Annotated in this window: 14 protein-coding genes; 8 read left to right on the forward strand and 6 right to left on the reverse strand. The window is 70.9% G+C overall.

Annotated elements, in window-relative coordinates; all coding sequences use genetic code 11:
• The first annotated feature begins 186 nt into the window (after positions 1 to 186).
• A complete protein-coding gene (locus SSP29_RS36890) occupies positions 187 to 1476 on the forward strand; it encodes a citrate synthase (RefSeq protein ID WP_089105269.1) in 1290 nt (429 codons plus the stop codon).
• 731 nt (positions 1477 to 2207) lie between these two features.
• Here the strand turns inward: SSP29_RS36890 and SSP29_RS36900 are convergent.
• The 4 genes from SSP29_RS36900 to SSP29_RS36915 form a co-directional block, all read right to left on the reverse strand.
• Positions 2208 to 4529: a heavy metal translocating P-type ATPase gene (locus SSP29_RS36900; protein ID WP_089105271.1), complete on the reverse strand. Its 2322-nt coding sequence runs from the start codon at positions 4527 to 4529 to the stop codon at positions 2208 to 2210.
• A 180-nt stretch (positions 4530 to 4709) separates the two neighbouring features.
• Complete coding sequence (locus SSP29_RS36905) at positions 4710 to 4949, reverse strand: heavy-metal-associated domain-containing protein (protein WP_089105366.1); 240 nt, start codon at positions 4947 to 4949, stop codon at positions 4710 to 4712.
• A gap of 73 nt (positions 4950 to 5022) precedes the next feature.
• Entirely contained in the window at positions 5023 to 5973 is a 951-nt protein-coding gene (locus SSP29_RS36910) for a PrsW family intramembrane metalloprotease (protein WP_089105272.1), read from the reverse strand.
• A gap of 142 nt (positions 5974 to 6115) precedes the next feature.
• Positions 6116 to 6796, reverse strand: coding sequence for a TetR/AcrR family transcriptional regulator (locus SSP29_RS36915; RefSeq protein ID WP_089105273.1), 681 nt, complete (start codon positions 6794 to 6796; stop codon positions 6116 to 6118).
• Positions 6797 to 6976: 180 nt separating this feature from the next.
• On the opposite strand from SSP29_RS36915, the gene SSP29_RS36920 reads away from it, so the two are divergent.
• On the forward strand, positions 6977 to 9265 hold the full coding sequence (locus SSP29_RS36920; protein ID WP_089105274.1) for an MMPL family transporter: 2289 nt from the start codon (positions 6977 to 6979) through the stop codon (positions 9263 to 9265).
• A 32-nt stretch (positions 9266 to 9297) separates the two neighbouring features.
• Positions 9298 to 10341, forward strand: coding sequence for a zinc-dependent alcohol dehydrogenase family protein (locus SSP29_RS36925; protein WP_089105275.1), 1044 nt, complete (start codon positions 9298 to 9300; stop codon positions 10339 to 10341).
• A 51-nt stretch (positions 10342 to 10392) separates the two neighbouring features.
• On the opposite strand, the gene SSP29_RS36930 is transcribed toward SSP29_RS36925, so the two are convergent.
• A complete protein-coding gene (locus tag SSP29_RS36930; protein ID WP_089105276.1) occupies positions 10393 to 10593 on the reverse strand; it encodes a helix-turn-helix transcriptional regulator in 201 nt (66 codons plus the stop codon).
• A 330-nt stretch (positions 10594 to 10923) separates the two neighbouring features.
• Entirely contained in the window at positions 10924 to 11847 is a 924-nt protein-coding gene (locus SSP29_RS36935; protein WP_089105277.1) for a helix-turn-helix domain-containing protein, read from the reverse strand.
• Between the two features lie 240 nt (positions 11848 to 12087).
• Between SSP29_RS36935 and iolC the strand changes: the two genes are divergently transcribed.
• From iolC to mmsA, 5 genes are all read left to right on the forward strand, one after another.
• Complete coding sequence (gene iolC / locus SSP29_RS36940) at positions 12088 to 13038, forward strand: 5-dehydro-2-deoxygluconokinase (RefSeq protein ID WP_089105278.1); 951 nt, start codon at positions 12088 to 12090, stop codon at positions 13036 to 13038.
• A 71-nt stretch (positions 13039 to 13109) separates the two neighbouring features.
• The gene (locus SSP29_RS36945; protein WP_089105367.1) at positions 13110 to 13985 is read left to right on the forward strand and encodes a Cgl0159 family (beta/alpha)8-fold protein; all 876 of its coding nucleotides are present in this window, start codon (positions 13110 to 13112) and stop codon (positions 13983 to 13985) included.
• Positions 13986 to 13992: 7 nt separating this feature from the next.
• Entirely contained in the window at positions 13993 to 14808 is an 816-nt protein-coding gene (iolB, locus tag SSP29_RS36950; protein WP_089105279.1) for a 5-deoxy-glucuronate isomerase, read from the forward strand.
• Entirely contained in the window at positions 14805 to 16676 is a 1872-nt protein-coding gene (iolD, locus tag SSP29_RS36955) for a 3D-(3,5/4)-trihydroxycyclohexane-1,2-dione acylhydrolase (decyclizing) (protein ID WP_089105280.1), read from the forward strand. The genes iolB and iolD overlap by 4 nt, the downstream gene beginning before the upstream one ends.
• Positions 16677 to 16690: 14 nt before the next feature.
• Positions 16691 to 18193: a CoA-acylating methylmalonate-semialdehyde dehydrogenase gene (gene mmsA / locus SSP29_RS36960; RefSeq protein WP_089105281.1), complete on the forward strand. Its 1503-nt coding sequence runs from the start codon at positions 16691 to 16693 to the stop codon at positions 18191 to 18193.
• The last annotated feature ends 263 nt before the right edge of the window (positions 18194 to 18456 follow it).

Below are 18456 nucleotides of genomic sequence, written 5' to 3' on the forward strand. Positions count from 1 at the left end.
AGTCGTGAAGGTCACAGAGCCCTTTCCGATTGGGAAACAAGGGGGCAGGATGAGCAGGTTGGCGGCACTGAGTGCCGCCGATGGGCCCAATGGTCGACCCCGAGTGCACTCTCCTGAGCCAAATGGGGGATGGTAGAGACAGTCAGGGCACCTCGAAGATGAGGCACTACGTCGGTGAGGGAAGACGTGAGCGACAACTCTGTAGTACTGCGGTACGGCGACGGCGAGTACACCTACCCGGTGGTCGACAGCACCGTCGGCGACAAGGGCTTCGACATCGGGAAGCTCCGCACCCAGACCGGTCTCGTGACTTTGGACAGCGGCTACGGCAACACCGCTGCGTACAAATCCGCCATCACCTACCTCGACGGCGAGGCGGGCATCCTCCGCTACCGCGGTTACCCGATCGAGCAGCTGGCGGAGCGCTCCACCTTCCTGGAGGTGGCCTACCTGCTGATCAACGGTGAGCTGCCGACCGTGGACGAGCTCACCACGTTCAAGAACGAGATCACGCGGCACACGCTGCTGCACGAGGACGTCAAGAACTTCTACCGGGGCTTCCCGCGTGACGCCCACCCGATGGCCATGCTGTCGTCGGTCGTCTCCGCGCTGTCCACCTTCTACCAGGACAGCCACAACCCGTTCGACGCGAAGCAGCGCGACCTTTCCACCATCCGGCTGCTCGCCAAGCTTCCGACGATCGCCGCGTACGCGTACAAGAAGTCGGTCGGCCACCCGTTCATCTACCCGCGCAACGACCTCTCCTACGTGGAGAACTTCCTGCGCATGACGTTCTCGGTGCCGGCGCAGGACTACGAGCTCGACCCGGTCGTCGTCGCGGCCCTGGACAAGCTGCTGATCCTGCACGCGGACCACGAGCAGAACTGTTCGACCTCGACGGTCCGCCTGGTCGGCTCGTCGCAGGCGAACATGTTCGCGTCGATCTCCGCCGGTATCTCCGCGCTGTGGGGCCCGCTGCACGGCGGCGCCAACCAGTCGGTCCTGGAGATGCTGGAGGGCATCCAGGCCAACGGCGGTGACGTCGACTCCTTCATCCGCAAGGTGAAGAACAAGGAGGACGGCGTCCGCCTGATGGGCTTCGGCCACCGGGTGTACAAGTCCTTCGACCCGCGCGCGAAGATCATCAAGTCTGCCGCGCACGACGTCCTCTCGGCCCTCGGCAAGTCCGACGAGCTGCTGGACATCGCGCTGAAGCTGGAGGAGCACGCGCTCTCCGACGACTACTTCGTCTCGCGCAACCTCTACCCGAACGTCGACTTCTACACCGGCCTGATCTACCGCGCCATGGGCTTCCCGACCGAGATGTTCACGGTCCTGTTCGCCCTCGGCCGGCTGCCCGGCTGGATCGCCCAGTGGCAGGAAATGATCAAGGAGCCGGGTTCCCGCATCGGCCGCCCGCGCCAGATCTACACGGGCGTCGTCGAGCGCGACTTCGTGCCGGTCGAGGAGCGCTGACTTTTCGACGCCGCCGACTTCCCACGGCCACTGCAGCAGGCCTGTGGCGAGTGAGCCGAAGGGGCGCGTCGGTGTCGAGAGCGCGAGCGCGCGGAGGCCCGAAGGGTCGAGCACGGTCGTGTTCTCGACACCGACTGTGGCGCCCCGGTGGGGGTCCCCCCGGCCGAAGGTTGGGGGAGAACCGAGCCCTAAAAAATGCAGCAGAAGGCGCCCTGGAGCGCCGGTCCCCCCACGGGCCGGCGACCAGGGCGCCTTCCCGTGTCCCGGTGCGGATTCCCCCCACGGGATCCGGCCGGGCGCTCGGTACGGCAGCGCCTGAATCGCTGCGTTGAGCACAACGAGCAGAACTCGCCGTACTTGATCCAGTGATGCGGTGCGATCTGCCGGGACCCGTACGGCACGGGAGGGCCGCTCAAAGCTTCCCGTCGTACGTGCCCCGGCAACGCATCTCTGAGGAAGTCCCCCAAGACATCCCCAGATGCCAGGTCAGCGCCCCCCAAGACGCCTCTCTGACATCGCCAACTTAGACCTTCGAAGCCCTTCGATGGTTACGTTCACACCACTGTGATCTGCGTCTCTTGCATCCGTCCGATAGATGCGCAAGAGCCCCGATACGGTGATCGGAGCTCAAGCGTAAGGATGATGCGCGAGCCTTGTGAAGAGCTTATGTGAGGTGCGCGTTGGACTCTAGGGGGACTCATACATCCACTGTGCCGAACCGCCGGTAACTTTCAGCGGAAGGTACGCAGTCGCAGACTGTTGGTCACCACGAACACCGAGGAGAAGGCCATCGCGGCGCCCGCGATCATCGGGTTCAGGAGTCCGGCGGCGGCCAGTGGGAGCGCGGCCACGTTGTAGCCGAAGGCCCACGCGAGGTTGCCCTTGATGGTCGCGAGGGTCCGGCGGGACAGCCGGATCGCGTCCGCCGCCACCCGCAGGTCCCCGCGCACCAGGGTCAGATCACCGGCCTCGATCGCCGCGTCCGTCCCCGTGCCCATCGCAAGGCCCAGGTCCGCGGTGGCCAGCGCGGCCGCGTCGTTGACGCCGTCGCCGACCATGGCGACCGTCCGCCCCTCGCGCTGCAGCCGTCGTACGACGTCCACCTTGTCCTCGGGCAGCACCTCGGCGACGACCTCGGTGATGCCGACCGCCCGGGCGACCGATTCGGCCACCGCCCGGTTGTCCCCGGTCAGCAGCACCGGCGTCAGCCCGAGCGCGCGCAGCTCGCGGACCGCCTCGGCGCTGGTGTCCTTGACCGCGTCGGCGACGGCGAGGACACCCCGGGCCTGCCCGTCCCACCCGGCCAGGACGGCCGTACGCCCCTCCTGCTCGGCCCGCGAGCGCGCCAGGGCCAACTCCTTCGGCACCACGTCGAAGAGGCGCCCCACGGCCACCTGGCGGCCGTCCACGCGCCCGCGTACGCCCCGCCCCGGGACGTTCTCGAAGTCCTCGACCGCGGGCAGCGTCCCGACCCGCTCCCGCGCCCCCGCGGCGATCGCCCTGGCGACCGGATGCTCGGAGGCGTGTTCGAGGGCGCCCGCGAGCCGCAGCACCTCGTCCTCTTCGTCCTGGTTGGCGCCCTGGACGGTGTACACCTCCTGGAGGCGCATCCGCCCGGTGGTCACCGTCCCGGTCTTGTCGAGGACGACGGTGTCGACCCGGCGCGTGGACTCCAGCACCTCGGGGCCCTTGATGAGGATGCCCAGCTGGGCACCGCGGCCGGTGCCCACCATCAGTGCGGTCGGCGTGGCCAGGCCCAGGGCGCACGGGCAGGCGATGATCAGGACGGCGACGGCGGCCGTGAACGCGGCGGCCGTGTCCCCGGTGACGCCGAGCCAGACCCCGAAGGTGCCGAGCGCGACGACGATGACGGCCGGGACGAAGACGGCGGAGATCCGGTCGGCGAGGCGCTGCACCTCGGCCTTGCCGTTCTGTGCGTCCTCCACCAGCCTCGCCATCCGCGCGAGCTGGGTGTCGGCGCCGACCCGGGTCGCCTCGACGACCAGCCGCCCGCCCGCGTTCACGGTCGCGCCCGTGACGGCGTCCCCGACGGTCACGTCCACCGGCACGGACTCGCCGGTCAGCATCGACGCGTCCACCGCGGACGCCCCTTCGACCACGGTCCCGTCGGTGGCGACCTTCTCCCCGGGCCGTACGACGAACCGGTCGCCGACCGCCAGCGACGCCACCGGAACCCACACCTCGCGCCCGCCCACCCGTCGCCCGCCACCGCCCTCAACCGAGAGCGCTTCGCGCTCGCCCTCCTCGTATCGCAGCACCGCCACGTCCCTGGCGCCCAGCTCCAGCAAGGCACGTAGAGCCGCCCCGGCGCGCCGCTTGGAACGCGCCTCCAGGTAGCGGCCGAGCAGGATCAGCGCGACGACCCCGGAGGCGACCTCCAGGTAGATCGTGGACGCGCTGTCCATGCGGGAGACGGTGAACCGGAACTCGTCGTGCATCCCCGGCATGCCCGCGTCGCCGAAGAACAGCGCCCACAGCGACCAGCCGAACGCGGCCAGCGTGCCGACCGAGACCAGGGTGTCCATGGTGGCGGCGCCGTGCCGGGCGTTGGTCCAGGCGGCCCGGTGGAACGGCGAGCCGCCCCAGACGACCACCGGAGCGGCGAGCGTCAGCGACAGCCACTGCCAGTTGTCGAACTGGAGCGCCGGGACCATCGCGAGCAGCACGACCGGTGCGGCCAGCAGGGCGGAGACCAGGAGGCGGTGGCGGAGGGCGGCGAGCTCGGGATCCCGCGCGGCCTCGGCCTCCTGTTCCGGCTCCGGCTGCGGGGGCGCGGGCTCCTCGGCCGTGTACCCGGTCTTCACGACCGTGGCGATCAGATCGGCCACCTGAACCCCCTGGGGGTATGTGACCTTCGCCTTCTCGGTCGCGTAGTTCACGGTGGCGGTGACGCCGTCCATCCGGTTGAGCTTCTTCTCGACCCGGGCGGCGCAGGAGGCGCAGGTCATGCCCCCGATGAGCAGCTCGACCTCGGAATCACCGGCCGGGCGCGGCGGGGCTATCGGTGTCTGTGCGGTGGTGGTGCTGGTCATGTCCGGACTCCAGACAACGGACCGGACCGTACGGAGCCAGTATCAGCTGGTCGGCACGGCCCGGCGGAGAGATACGTTTCCGTCGTACGTACGGCTCGTGGCGCCGGTTCTCGCTTGTTCCCGGGGCGTGTCGCCGGGGCGTGTTCCCCGGGTGCGTTCCCCGGGTGCGTTCCCGGGGTGTCAGGCGCGGCCGGCGAGCTCGAAGCCCGCCTCGTCGACGGCGGCGCGGACCGCCTCGTCGTCGAGCGGGGCCGCGGAGACGACCGTGACCTCGCCGCTGGCCGCGACGGCCTGCACCGAGCTGACGCCGGGGAGCCCGGAGAGCTCGGCGGAGACGGAACCCTCACAGTGTCCGCAGCTCATGCCGGTCACCTTGTAGACGGCGGTCACGGAGCCCGGGGTGTCGGTCTGCGCGGTCATGTCGTTCTCCTCGTCGAGGCGTGTGGGGCCGGTGGGGCCCACGAGGGAACCCCACTTTCGTCACACTATACCCCTAGGGGGTATTTCTCCAAGAGGGGTCCCGGCGCGCCAGCGAGTGCGTCCAGGCGACGCCGAGCAGCGCGACCAGTACCAGCAGGCCGACCGAGAACACCGTGAAGAGGTGCTCCTGTGCCGCGCTGGGGCGCGGGATGTACCCCTCGGCGAACAGCTGCCGGTCCAGCCCGGTACCCGCCAGACGTGCCACCAGCCAGATCGCGATGCCGTGCGTGGAGTCCCACAGGGCGTGCAGCAGGGTGACCCCGAGGCAGGCGGCGAGAACCTGGGCGGTGAGGCGGAAACGGCCGTTCGGGCGGCGGCAGGAGAGCAGGGCGCCACCGGCGATCGCCGTCCACAGGCCGTGCCCGAAGGGGGCCAGCGCGCCGCGCAGGATCTCCGTCTCGATCAGCGCGCGCAGGTCGATGCCCTCGGTGGAGACGGCCGCGTCGAACGCGTACCCGGCGCTCTCCAGGGCCGCGAAGCCGAAGCCGACCGCGGCGCCGAGCACCAGCCCGGCCCGCATGCCCCGGATCCCGGGCATCCGGCGCAGTGCGAACACCAGCGCACCGAGCTTCGCGCTCTCCTCGATCAGGCCGACGGCGACGAACATCCCCCAGGAGGGGCGGACGAGGTAGGACTCCATCACCGAGGTGCCCAGCACGCCGAGCGTGCCGCCGGTCAGGAAGCAGCCGAGGACCGCGCTGACCCCGAGGTCGCGGCCGTGCCGCTCGTAGGCCCACAGCACGAAGGCGACCGGCACGAGAAAGCTGCCGAGCAGGATCAGCGTCGGCAGCAGGGTGGTGTTCTTCGTCGCGTACGTGACCGCCGCGGTCAGCGCCCACAGGGCGAGCCCGCCGCCGAGGCAGCGCTTCCACAGGCCGGTGCGGATACGGGGGTACGGCGGTGGCGGCTGCAGCGGACCGGGGATACGGGCCTGCGGCCGGCCGGGCGGCGGAGAGTGGGTCACGGCGGGTCCCCTTGTGCTCCTGCGGGTGCGGGTGGCGCTCGTCTGCCAGAGCTCGTCTTCTGGAGATTGGGACGATTTATCCGCACCTTAGGCAGATGTGCCGTGTGCCGCAGTCCGGGGAGTTCGGGGGAGTGGCCGCCGGTCAGCCGGCGGGTTGGTCGAGGTGGTGGCCCACCAGGGGGTCCAGGTAGCGGGTGAGCGCGTTCTTGATCTCCTGGATGTACGCCTGTTGCTCGGTGCCCTCGTGGCTGAGCACCAGCTCCAGTCCCGCCTTGTAGATGCCGAGGCAGACGTGTGCCGTCCGTGTGACGTCGGCCTTGTCGGTGCCCGGCGCGAGGAGCGAGGCGAGCAGGGTCTCGATGCGGCCGAGCAGGCTGGTGTGCAGGGCGTCGTGGGCCTCGGTGATGCCGCCGGGCATGTCGGGGCCGTGCATCAGCGCGAAGAACACGGGGTGGTCGGTGTTGAAGGCGGTGAGGCGGTCCACGACGGCGGCGACCGCGTCCGCCAGCGGGGTGGCGGGGTCGACCGGCGCGAGCGCCTCGCCGTAGGTGTCCCGCAGATCGTGCATGAGCCGGTCGCCCAGCTCGATCGCGATCGCCTCCTTGTTCGGGAAGAACTGGTAGAGCGTGCCGGGGGAGACGCCGGCCTCGCGGGCGATGGCGTTGGTGCTGGCTGCGGTGTAGCCCGTGGCGCAGAAGACCGAGGCGGCGGCTTCGAGCAGCTGCTGGATGCGCCGCTCGCCGCGAGCCTGCCGCCGGCGCGGCTGCTCCCTGCCCGTGGCCGTGTCCTCGGGCTGCTCTGGCTTCTCGGGCTTGTCGGGCACGCGTTATCCCCAGCTCTTCGAACGCGATTGACAAACGCGAGCGGTCGCTCGCATTCTGATGGAACGCGAGCGATCTCTCGTGTTTGCCAGTCTAAGTGGCAATGGCCGACCCATGCTGCCCTGCGCACGAAGCGGATGCGTACCGGCAGGCAGTGGTCACGCTGAAGGGGACACCGCAGGATGACCGAAGTCAACAAGCCGTCGCAGGCCGCAGGCGGGGCCCGCCCAGGGGGCTGGACCCGGTTCGTGACCGCCCGGCCCCGGCTCTCCCTGCTGCTCGCCCTGGTGATCACCGCGCTCGCCGTGCTGGCCGGCAGCGGGGTCGCCGACCGGCTGGGCAGTGGCGGCTGGGAGGACCCGGCAGCCGAGTCGACGTACGCGACGAAGGCGCTGGAGCGCGAGTTCCCGGACTCCCAGCCGAACCTGCTCCTCCTGGTGGACGCGCGGGGCGGCTCGGTGGACACCCCGGCGGTGGCGGCGGAGGCGAAGGCCCTCGTCACCCGCCTGTCCGCCGAGAAGGGCGTCACAGGGGTCGGCTCGTACTGGCAGACCAAGTCGCCGTCCCTGCGCGCCGAGGACGGCCACGAAGCCCTGATCGCGGCCCGCATCACGGGTGACGAGAAGGCGGCGGCCGACACCCTGGACCGCATCGCCCCGCACTACCGGGGCACGCACGGCCCTGTGACCGTCAAGGTCGGCGGCATGGTGGCGGTCCGCAGCGACATGCAGACGATCATCAAGGAGGACCTGGCCCGCGCCGAGCTGATCGCCCTGCCCATCACGCTGGTCCTGCTGGTGATGGTGTTCGGCAGCGCGATCGCGGCCCTGCTCCCGCTCGGCATCGGCATCGTCGCCATCCTCGGCACGAACGCGGTGCTGCGCGGCATCACGTCCTTCACGGACGTCTCGGTCTTCGCGATGAACCTCACCACGGCCCTCGGCCTCGGCCTGGCCATCGACTACGCGCTCTTCATCGTCCGCCGCTTCCGCGAGGAGCTGGCCACCGGCGCCGACCCGCTGACCGCGGTGGCCACGACGCTGCGCACCGCCGGCCGCACGGTGCTGTTCTCGGCCCTGACGGTGGCCGTCTCCCTGGCGGCGATGCTCGTCTTCCCCCAGTACTTCCTCCGCTCGTTCGCCTACGCCGGCATAGCGGTGGTCCTGCTGGCCGCGGCGGCCGCCCTGATCCTGCTTCCGGCGGCGCTGGTCCTGCTGGGCCACCGGGTCAACTCGCTGGACCTGCGCCGGGTGTTCCGCAGGGGCCGGGAAGCCTGGCCCTCCGGCGCCGAGGGCACGGCCTGGGCCCGCGCCGCGACCCTGGTGATGCGCAGGGCCCCGCTCTTCGCCGTCGCCACCACGGCCTTCCTGATCGTCCTCGGACTGCCGTTCCTGGGCGTGAAGTTCGGCACCGCGGACGACCGCCAGCTCCCGGCCGGCGCCGAGTCCCACGTCGTCCAGCAGCACATCCGGGACGGCTTCCCGGGCAACCCCGGCGGCGACCTCGAAGTCCTGGCCGAGGGCGGGGCGACCCGGGCGCAGTACACCGCCTACAAGGAGCGGGTGGCGGCCCTGCCCGAGGTGGCCGGGGTGGCCGGCCCCCTGGTCAAGGGCGACGAGGCGTACTTCACGGTGCAGCCGCAGGGCGAGTCGGTGGACGACGGCGCCCAGCGTCTGGTGGGCGAGCTGCGCGCGCTGAAGACCCCCTTCGACACGAAGGTGACGGGCACGGCGGCGGTCCTGGTCGACTCCAAGCACGCCATCGCGGAGCGCCTGCCCTGGGCGGCGGCGATCATAGCGATCGTCACCCTGCTGCTGGTCTTCCTCCTCACGGGCAGCGTTCTCATCCCCGTGCAGGCGGTCCTGCTCAACGCGCTCAGCCTCACGGCGATGTTCGGCGCGGTGGTCTGGGTCTTCCAGGACGGCCACCTCTCGAACCTGCTGGGCTTCACCAGCTCCGGTTCGATCGAGACCACACTCCCGGTCCTGATGTTCTGCGTCGCCTTCGGCCTCTCGATGGACTACGGGGTGTTCCTGCTCTCGCGCATCAAGGAGGAGTACGACAGGACGGGCGACCACGAGCGGGCGGTCCGCCTCGGCCTGCAGCGCACCGGGGGCCTGATCACCGCGGCGGCGATCATCCTGGCGGTGGTGATGGTGGCGATCGGCACGTCCCGGGTCACCAACACCAAGATGCTCGGCCTCGGTATCGCCCTGGCGGTCCTGATGGACGCGATGGTCGTCCGCAGCCTCCTGGTCCCGGCCATCATGCGCCTGACGGGCAAGGCGACCTGGTGGGCACCGGCCCCGCTGCGCCGCTTCCACGACCGCTTCGGCCTGAGCGAGGGCGAGCAGGCGGCACCCGAGCCGGACGCGCCTCAGCCGGACGCGCCCGAAAGGGGCGCGGGGAACGGCGCGACCAGCCACGACGAGCCGGAACCGGCGCTGCAACCGGACCCCCACGGCGCTTAGCCTTCGCGCAGCCCCCGAAAGGAGCACCCGCGATGCGAGCCGTCGTCTTCGACCACTACGCCACCCCCGCCGAGGTCCGGGACGTCCCCGACCCCCGCCCGGCCCCGCACGGAGTGGTCGTCCGCGTGGAAGCCACCGGCCTCTGCCGAAGCGACTGGCACGGCTGGACGGGCCACGACCCGGACATCACGCTCCCGCACGTCCCCGGCCACGAGCTGGCCGGTGTCGTGGAGTCGGCCGGCGCCGGGGTGACCGCCTGGCACCCCGGCGACCGGGTCACCGTCCCCTTCGTCTGCGCCTGCGGCGGCTGCCCGTCCTGCGCGGCCGGCGACCAGCAGGTCTGCGAACGCCAGACCCAGCCCGGCTTCACCCACTGGGGCTCCTTCGCCCAGTACGTGGCGCTGGACCACGCCGACGTGAACCTGGTGGCGATCCCGGACGACATGTCGTACGCGACGGCGGCCTCCCTCGGCTGCCGCTTCGCCACCGCCTTCCGCGCGGTGGTGCAGCAGGGCAGGGCCAGGGCGGGGGAGTGGGTGTCGGTGTACGGCTGCGGGGGCGTGGGCCTGTCGGCGGTGATGATCGCGGCGGCGTCCGGAGCGCGGGTGGTGGCGGTCGACGTGTCGCCCCAAGCCCTGGACCTGGCCCGGAAGTTCGGCGCGGCCCACGGCGTGGACGCCACGGACACCGACGACCCGGCCGCGGCGGTCCGCGACCTGACCTCCGGCGGCGCCCACCTCTCCCTGGACGCCCTCGGCTCCCCCGCCACCTCGGCAGCCTCGGTCAACTCCCTGCGCCGCCGCGGCCGGCACGTCCAGGTGGGCCTGCTGCCGTCCCCGGACGGCAACACCCCCGTGCCACTGGCCCGCGCGATCGCCCTGGAGCTGGAACTCCTCGGCAGCCACGGCATGGCGGCCCACACCTACCCCGCCATGCTCGAACTGGTCCGCGCGGGCATCCTCCGCCCCGACCTCCTGGTCACCTCGACGATCACCCTGGACGCGGCCCCGGCAGCCCTGGCGGCGATGGGCGGGGCACCGGCGGCGGGGGTGACGGTCATCGAACCGTGGGCCTGACGCGTGCACGCCCCGCGCCCCCCCGGCGGGCGGGGCATCCTGCGACAGGGCTCAGAAGTCTCTGCGCCCTCGGTTGCCCGGCCGGGAGGCTACCCAGGCGCGGACCGTGTCGGCGTACCAGTAGGGCTTGCCGCCCTCGACGTGGTCCGGCGGGGGAAGCAGTCCGTGCTTGCGGTAGGAGCGGACGGTGTCCGGCTGCACCCGGATGTGCGCCGCGATCTCCTTGTAGGACCAGAGCCGTCGGTCGGTCATGGGATGCACCTCCCTGCGCGCACCGCGGGGGCGACCGGAGGCGGTCGTCGGGGGAGCCGGGCGCTGCGCTGGCGATCACAAAGCCTGTGCCCGGTGAACGACGGAGAGTGACTATGGGCAAGCGGCTGTCGACCTGGTGTGACCGAGAAGCCGCGTATGCGCGACATGTGTGACACAAGGGGGATGTTTGTGACAAAGCCGGGGCGCAGGTGCACGCCGCATCGTCGGCGGGGCGGGTTGACATCCGTGTGAACGGCGATGCGCGACCGGGGAGCAAGCAGGACGGGCCGGACCCGCTGCGCCAGGTCCGGCCCGTCGGCTTCCCCCCACTCAAAGGCTCTGGTGATCAGCGTGCCCAACCCGGCCCGCGCCGGTCTTGGAGAAATCCGCACTCCCCGCGCCGGGCCCCAGCACCAGGCTGGTCGCCTGCCCCGACATCCGGTCCACCGACGCCGAGGCGGCGGCCGCCCGCGCCGCCACGAACTCCCCGGGCGTGCAACCGGTCATCGCCTTGAACTCCCCGCTGAGATGCGCCTGGTCGTAGAACCCGCACACCGCCGCCGTCTCCGCCTGCCCCCGTCCCGCGGCCAGCATCCGCCGCGCCCGCTGCAACCGCAGCACCCGGGCCGCCGCCTTCGGCCCGAGCCCGATCCGCTCCCGGAAGCGGTTCTCCAAGTGCCGTACGCTCCAGCCCACTTCGTCGGCCAGCCGCGGCACGGGTGCGGCACCCCAGTCGCGCCGCAGCAGCGCCCACGCGCGCTCCACCTGGGGCGACCCCGGAACACCGGCCCGGCTCCACCGCAGCAACACGTCGTCCAGCAGCCGGAATCGATCCGCCCAGCGCGGCAGGGCACCGAGCGCGGCGGCGAGTTCGCCCACCCCGTGGCCCAGCGTGTGCGGCAACTCGTCGGGATCCACGGACCTGTTGGCCAACTCGTACTGCGGAGTGCCGAAGAGGGAGAAGGCGGCCCAGGGCGTCAGCAGCACCTCGATCCCCGAGATCCGGCCACCGTGCTCACCGATGGCGGGCGTGGTGGTGAGCCCGTTGCAGACGCAGACGAGGGTGGCGGGCGGCCGCCCGTCGCGCGAGATCCGTATCGGCTGCTCGAACCCGAGAAGCAGCGTGGCGGCCCCGATGGGCGTCTCCAGGCGCCGCCGGGGCCGATCGAGCGCGATCCGGATCCCCCGGTAGCTCAGTATTCCCGGCCGCAACGCCGGGTGCGGTCGTCCAGCCACGATCTCCCAGCTCGCCATCGGCTTATCGTCCTACGGCTGGGCAGTGCCCCGTAAGGGGCGCGGGGCTGTATCGATGTGCGGCTCTGCCGCGTGGGCGCGACCAGCCACGACCAGCCCGCACCCGCCGCACACACCGATCCCACCACCCCCATGGGCCCCCTAGGCCCCACTCTCTCGTCCGAATGTCCGGACAAACCATTGACACGACCTCCCGTCCCGGACTACAAACCACGGGAGAGACGTGACGAAGGGAAGTCGATGGCGTACGACCTGATCACCATGGGGCGGATCGGGGTGGACCTCTATCCGCTCCAGACCGGTGTCCCGCTCGCCCAGGTGTCGTCCTTCGGCAAGTTCCTCGGCGGGTCGGCGACGAACGTGGCCGTGGCGGCCGCCCGCCTCGGCCGGAACACCGCCGTCATCACCCGCACCGGCGAGGACGCCTTCGGCGCCTACCTGCACGAGGCACTCCAGGGCTTCGGCGTGGACGACCGCTGGGTCACCTCGGTCCCCGGCCTGAACACCCCCGTCACGTTCTGCGAGATCTTCCCGCCGGACGACTTCCCGCTGTACTTCTACCGGCAGCCCAAGGCCCCGGACCTGGAGATCGACGCCCACGAGCTGGACCTCGACGCCGTCCGTGCGGCCCGCATCTTCTGGATCACCGGCACCGGCCTGAGTGAGGAGCCCAGCCGTACGGCGACCCTCGCGGCCCTCGCCCACCGCGCCAAGGCTGGGACCACCGTCTTCGACCTCGACTGGCGGCCGATGTTCTGGAAGGACCCGGATGCCGCCCGGCCCTTCTACGCCGAGGCGCTCAAGCACGTCACCGTCGCCGTCGGCAACCTCGACGAGGTGGAGGTCGCGACCGGCGTACGGGAGCCGCAGGCCGCCGCCCAGGCCCTCCTCGACGCCGGTGTCGAGATCGCCGTCGTCAAGCAGGGACCCAAGGGCGTCCTCGCGGTCAACCGCGACGGCGACTCCGCCGAGGTCCCGCCGCTGCCCGTCAACGTCCTGAACGGCCTCGGCGCCGGTGACGCCTTCGGCGGTTCCCTCTGCCACGGCCTCCTCGAAGGCTGGGACCTGGAGAAGATCATGCGGCACGCCAACGCGGCCGGTGCCATCGTCGCCTCGCGACTGGAGTGCTCCTCCGCGATGCCGACGACCGAAGAGATCGACGCCGCACTCGCCGCCGGAGCGGTGCTGTGAGGGCCGGCCGCGTCGCGGGCGCAGGCGCACACCACGAGGGCGGCGCCGGCGCCCCCGCCGGGCAGACGTCCGTGGACATCTCCGCCCTCGTCCACACCCGCACCCACCACCCCGAGGCGATCGCCGAGGCGGCCACGAGAAGAGCCCGCCGTCCGCTCCTCAACGAGGACGGCAAGCTGATGATCGTCGCCGCCGACCATCCGGCCCGCGGTGCGCTCGGCGTGGGCGGCGACAAGCTCGCCATGGCCAACCGGGCGGAGTTGCTGGAGCGGCTCTGCCTGGCACTGTCCCGGCCCGGCGTCGACGGCGTCCTCGCCACCGCCGACATCCTGGACGACCTGCTCCTCCTCGGCGCCCTCGACGGCAAGGTCGTCATGGGCTCGATGAACCGCGGCGGACTTCAGGGCGCCTCCTTCGAGCTCGACGACCGGTTCACCGGCCATCGCGCCGAGGACATACAGCGCCTCGGGTTCGACGCCGGCAAGCTGCTCCTGCGCATCGACTACGACGACCCGGGCTCGCTGACCACCCTGGAGTCCACCGCCCGCGCCATCGACGACATGGCCGCGCGCCGGCTGCCGGTCTTCGTCGAGCCGTTCATCAGCCGCCGCACGCCGGAGGGCAAGGTCAAGAACGACCTCTCCGCCGAGGCGGTCACCAGGTCCATCGCCATCGCCTCGGGCCTCGGCGGGAGTTCGGCCTACACCTGGCTGAAGGTGCCGGTCACCGACAACCCCGACGACATGGCCCAGGTCATGGCGACGTCCACGCTGCCCGCCGTGCTGCTCGGCGGCGAAGTGGGCGACGATCAGGACGGCGCCTACGAGAAGTGGCGCAGCGCCCTGCAACTCCCCACCGTGCGCGGCCTGGTGGTCGGCCGCTCGCTGCTGTACCCGGCGGACGGCGACGTGGCCGCCGCCGTGGACACCGCCGTAGGACTGCTGTGAGGCCCTGATGACGACGAACGAGCTGCACCTGAGCAAGGGTTCCACCGCGAACGCCCAGTACGTGCTCGACATCGACCCCAAGCGGGCCGGTTGGGCGCACAGCAGCCTCCGGATCGTCGAACTGCCGCCTGGTGGTACCCACTTGTTCACCACCGGGGACAGTGAGTGGATCGTGCTTCCGCTGCAGGGCGGTTGTACGGTGCAAACAGAGGGAAACGAGTTCCAGATCCTGGGCCGGGAGAGCGTGTTCAGCGGAGTCTCGGACTTCGTGTACGTGCCCCGGGACGCCCAGGTCCAGATCGCCTCCGGCGCGGGAGGCCGCTTCGCCCTGGCAGGAGCGAAGTGCGAGCGACAACTCCCCGCCCGCTACGGCCCCGCGCCGGAGGTCCCCGTCGAAGACCGCGGCAGCGGCACCAGCGCCCGCCAGGTGCGCAACTTCGCCTCCGCGGACTCCTTCGACTGCGACAAGCTCATCGCCGTGGAAGTCATCACCCCCGGCGGCAACTGGTCCTCGTACCCGGCGCACAAGCACGACGAGTACCGGCCCGGCGAGGAGTCGGAGCTGGAGGAGGTCTACTACTTCGAGATCGACGGACCGAACGGTTTCGGGTACCAGCGCGTATTCCCCTCCCGTGAGGGCGGTACGGACGTCCTCGCCGAGGTCCGCTCCGGCGACGTCGTGCTGGTCCCCGACGGATGGCACGGCCCGTCGATCGCTCAGCCCGGGCACGACATGTACTACCTGAACGTCATGGCGGGGCCCGGAGCGACGCGGGAGTGGCGGATCTGCTTCCACCCGGACCATACGGAGGGTTACCGATGACGATTCGGTCGACCGTCGCGCAAGCGCTTGTCCGCTTCCTCGCCGTCCAGTTCACCGAGCGGGACGGCGAGCGCCGCCGCCTGATCGGCGCCACCTGGGGCATCTTCGGCCACGGCAACGTGGCCGGCCTCGGCCAGGCACTCGTCGAGTACGCGGACGAGATGCCCTACCACCAGGGCCGTAACGAACAGGCCATGGTGCACGCGGCGGTCGGCTACGCGCGTCAATCGAACCGCCTCGCCACGCACGCGGTCACCACCTCGATCGGCCCCGGCGCGACCAACCTCGTCACCGGCGCCGCCCTCGCCACGATCAACCACCTCCCGGTCCTGCTGCTGCCCGGCGACGTCTTCGCCACCCGCCCCGCCGACCCGGTCCTCCAGCAGCTCGAAGTCCCGTTCGCGGCCGACGTGTCCGTCAACGACTGCCTGCGCCCGGTGTCGCGGTTCTTCGACCGGATCAACCGCCCCGAGCAGCTGATCCCCTCCGCGCTGGCCGCCATGCGGGTGCTCACCGACCCCGTCGAGACCGGCGCCGTCACCCTCGCCCTCCCGCAGGACGTGCAGGCCGAGGCGTACGACTGGCCGGAGGAGTTCTTCGCCGAGCGGGTGTGGACCGTACGACGGCCCGGCGCCGACCCCGTCGAACTCGCCGCGGCCGCACGGGCGATCAGGAATGCACGCAGGCCTCTCGTCATCGCCGGCGGCGGGGTCCGCCACAGCCGCGCCGAGGCCGTCCTCGCCGAGTTCGCCGAGGCCACCCGCATCCCGGTCGCCTCGACCCAGGCGGGCAAGGGCTCCCTGCGCTGGGACCACCCGCAGGACGTCGGCGGCGTCGGCCACACCGGCACCGCCACCGCCGACGAGCTCGCCCGCACCGCCGACCTGGTGATCGGCGTCGGCACCCGCTACACCGACTTCACCACGGCCTCCGGCACCCTCTTCGAGAACCCGGACGTCCGCTTCGTCAACCTCAACATCGCCCCTTACGACGGCCACAAGCTCGCCGGCCTGCCCCTGGTCGCCGACGCCCGCAGCGGTCTCGGTGAGCTGAAGAAGGCCCTGGACGGCCACCGCACCGCCGACTCGTACGTCACCGAGTACACCGAGGACAAGGAGCGCTGGGAGCAGCGCGTCGACGCCTGCTATGAGGCCGACGAGCCCGATGTCCGGCCGACCCAGCCGCAGGTCCTCGGCGCCCTCGACGCGCTGGTCGACGAGACGGACGTACTGATCAACGCGGCCGGCTCGCTCCCCGGCGACCTGCACAGGATGTGGCGGACGCGCTCGCACGACCAGTACCACCTGGAGTACGGCTACTCGTGCATGGGCTACGAGATACCGGCCGCCATCGGGGTGAAACTCGCGGCGCCGGAGCGGAACGTGTGGGCGCTGGTCGGCGACGGCACGTATCTGATGATGCCGACCGAGATCGTCACCGCCGTCCAGGAGGGGACAGCCATCAAGGTGCTGCTGGTGCAGAATCACGGCTACGCCTCCATCGGCGGCCTCTCCGAGTCGGTGGGCGGCGAGCGGTTCGGCACCGCGTACCGCTACCCCTCGGACGACGGCACCTTCACGGGTGCCCCGCTCCCCGTCGACCTGGCCGCCAACGCGGCGAGCCTCGGCATGCGCGTCCTGCGCGCGAAGACTGTCCGCGACCTGCGCACGGCGCTCGCCGAGGCGCGGGCCGCCGACACTCCCACATGTGTCTACGTGGAGACCGAAACGGCCGACACTGTGTCGGGCCCGCCTCCCGCGCAGGCCTGGTGGGATGTACCTGTGGCCGAGACCGCGACCCGATCCTCCGCGGTCAAGGCACGTGAGCTCTACGAACGGCACGTCTCCACCCGACGCCGCCATCTGTGAAGGAGTAACCGGTCATGACGAAGATCGTCAACCACTGGATCGGCGGCAAGTCCGTCGAAGGCACGTCGGGCAACTTCGGGCCGGTCACCGACCCGGCCACCGGCGCGGTCACCACGAAGGTCGCGTTCGCCTCGGTCGACGAGGTCGACGCCGCGGTCGCCACCGCCAAGGACGCGTACCTGAGCTGGGGCCAGTCCTCGCTGGCCAAGCGCACGGAGATCCTGTTCCGCTTCCGTGCCCTGCTGGACGCGAACCGGGACGCGATCGCGGAGCTGATCACCGCCGAGCACGGCAAGGTGCACTCCGACGCCCTGGGCGAGGTCGCGCGCGGTCTGGAGATCGTGGACCTGGCGTGCGGCATCAACGTGCAGCTGAAGGGCGAGCTGTCCACGCAGGTCGCCAGCCGCGTCGACGTCTCCTCGATCCGCCAGCCGCTGGGCGTGGTCGCGGGTATCACGCCGTTCAACTTCCCGGCGATGGTCCCGATGTGGATGTTCCCGATCGCCATCGCGACCGGCAACACCTTCGTCCTCAAGCCGTCCGAGAAGGACCCCTCCGCGTCCATCAAGATCGCCGAGCTGCTGGCCGAGGCCGGGCTGCCGGACGGTGTCTTCAACGTCGTGCACGGTGACAAGGTGGCCGTGGACCGGCTCCTGGAGCACCCGGACGTCAAGGCGGTCTCCTTCGTCGGCTCGACCCCGATCGCCCGCTACATCCACACCACCGCCGCCGCCAACCACAAGCGCGTCCAGGCGCTGGGCGGCGCGAAGAACCACATGCTGGTGCTGCCGGACGCGGACCTGGACGCGGCGGCCGACGCGGCCGTCTCCGCCGCCTACGGGTCGGCCGGCGAGCGCTGCATGGCCATCTCCGCGGTCGTCGCGGTGGGTGCGATCGGCGACGAGCTGGTGGAGAAGATCCGCGAGCGCGCCGAGAAGATCAAGATCGGTCCCGGCAACGACCCGACGTCGGAGATGGGCCCGCTGATCACGGCCGTGCACCGCGACAAGGTCGCCTCCTACGTCTCCGGTGCCGCCGCCGAGGGCTGCGAGGTCGTCCTGGACGGCACCGGCTACACGGTCGAGGGCTTCGAGGACGGTCACTGGATCGGCATCTCGCTGCTGGACAAGGTGCCCACGTCCGCGAAGGCCTACCAGGACGAGATCTTCGGCCCGGTCCTGTGCGTCCTGCGGGTGGAGTCGTACGAGGAGGGTGTGGCGCTGATCAACGCCTCCCCGTTCGGCAACGGCACCGCGATCTTCACGCGGGACGGCGGCGCGGCCCGCCGCTTCCAGCTGGAGATCGAGGCCGGCATGGTCGGCGTGAACGTCCCGATCCCGGTCCCCGTCGGCTACCACTCCTTCGGTGGCTGGAAGGACTCGCTCTTCGGCGACCACCACATCTACGGCAACGACGGCACGCACTTCTACACCCGCGGCAAGGTCGTCACCACCCGCTGGCCCGACCCGTCCGAGGCCCCCGCGGGCGTCGACCTGGGCTTCCCGCGCAACCACTGAGAGTGACCGCTTGACCCCGTTGAGGCCGTCCGGATATCGGACGGCCTCAACTTTTTTTGTCAGCGGAGCTGCGGTTCTCGTTTCGACGGGATGAAACGGGTGACTTAAGTTCTTTGCGTTCATGACCTTCAAAAGCAAGGTCATGTGACGCAGGGTCTTGATGATTGCCTCGCTTGGGCACTCGACCCTACGAAAGTTATGTGAGGTCCATCGCCTTAAGAGTGCGGAATCCGAAGGTAAACGGCCATTGACGCCACGGTTTT

Source organism: Streptomyces hyaluromycini, from assembly GCF_002217755.1.
Classification (GTDB): domain Bacteria; phylum Actinomycetota; class Actinomycetes; order Streptomycetales; family Streptomycetaceae; genus Streptomyces; species Streptomyces hyaluromycini.